This is a genomic window from Streptomyces sp. WELS2, assembly GCF_013870595.1.
GTDB lineage: Bacteria > Actinomycetota > Actinomycetes > Streptomycetales > Streptomycetaceae > Streptomyces.
Window position 1 is genome coordinate 1 of record NZ_JACBWZ010001197.1, and the last position, 1,498, is coordinate 1,498.

General features: G+C 71.2%; 2 protein-coding genes. Both read left to right on the top strand.

What is annotated here, in order from left to right; translation table 11 throughout:
* The coding region (locus tag H5J33_RS34960) for an aminotransferase class III-fold pyridoxal phosphate-dependent enzyme (RefSeq protein WP_181798672.1) at positions 1-1,034 on the top strand (1,034 nt) is incomplete at its 5' end.
* A 118-nt stretch (positions 1,035-1,152) separates the two neighbouring features.
* The coding region (locus H5J33_RS34965) for a winged helix-turn-helix domain-containing protein (RefSeq protein WP_181798673.1) at positions 1,153-1,498 on the top strand (346 nt) is incomplete at its 3' end.

Genomic DNA, 1,498 nt, shown 5'->3' on the forward strand with positions numbered 1-1,498 from the left:
CGCTCGTCGAGGAGGAGGTCGAGCGGCGCGCCCGGGAACTGGCCGCCCGCCCGCCGGTGTTCCTGTCCCTGGAGGGCGGTTTCCACGGCAAGCTCGCCGCCAGCGTGCAGCTCACCCACAACGAGGGCTACCGGCTGCCGTTCGCCGCCCTCGCCGCCCAGGCGCGCTTCGTCCCGCACGGCCGGCCCGACGTCCTCAAGGAGATCCACGCCGAGGAACGCGGCGTCCTGCCCGAGCCGGCCGTCGTGGACGGCCGGGTAACCCTCGTGGACCAGGAGTTCCCCGTCTTCTGCGCCTTCCTCCTGGAGCCCGTCCAGGGCGAGGGCGGCATCCGTGAACTGTCGGCCGAGTTCGCCCGGGAGATACAGGAGTTCTGCGCCGCCATCGGATGCCCCGTGGTCGTCGACGAGATCCAGAGCGGGATGGGGCGCACCGGCACCCTGCTGGCCAGTTCCCCGCTCGGCCTGCGCGGTGACTACTACACGCTCGCCAAGACGCTCGGCGGCGGCATCGCCAAGACGTCCGTGATGCTGGTGCGGCGTACCTGGTACCGCAAGGAGTTCGAGATCGTCCACAGCTCGACCTTCGCCAAGGACAGCTTCTCCTGCCACATCGCCCTGAAGGTCCTGGAACTCCTCGAGGCGGACGGCGGGGCGGCCTACCGGCGCGCCGAGGAGCGCGGTGAGGCGCTGCGCTCGATGCTGACCCGGCTGCGCGCCGACTTCCCCGACGTGGTCGCGGACGTCCGTGGCCGGGGCCTGATGCTGGGCCTGGAGTTCCGGGACCAGTCGGAGTCCTCCTCCGAGCAGATCCGGCAGGCCGCCCAGGGCGGGCTGTTCGGCTATGTGCTGGCCGGACATCTGCTCCGCCGCCACCGGGTGCGCACCTTCCCCACGGCGAGCGCCGTCAACACCCTGCGCTTCGAACCGTCCATCGAGGTCGACGACGCGCAGATCGCCCAGCTGGAGGCGGGGCTGCGGGACGTCTGCGCCCTGCTGCGGGCCGGGGACGGCCCGGCACTCGGCTCCGCGTGAAGTCCGGTGTACAGGCCAGCTGTTGAGCGTTGAGCGAAAGTGTCTTGCACCGCCTTACGGTGATCCGGCGAGAATCGCGGGATTTCGTTGTTACCAGTGCGGATGACGGGGGAAACGCATGCGCATACGTGTTCTGGGGCCGCTCGAGGTCGAGGACGACTCCGGGCTCGTAGAGCTGGGCGGGGTGCGGCAGCGCTCCGCCCTGGCCTATCTGCTCCTGCACGCCAACCAGGTGGTCTCCACCAGCCAGTTGCTGACGGCGCTGTGGCCGGCCGACGACGCGCCCATGACCGCGCGGAAGATCCTGCAGAACGCCGTCTGGCGGCTGCGGGGCGCGTTGTCCGGGAACCGGCCCGAGGGCGCGCTCCCGGAGCTCCTCACCCGGAGCCCCGGGTACATGCTCCGGGTCGCGCCCGACCAGGTGGACCTGCTGGTCTTCCAGCAGCGGGTCGCCGAGGGCCGGG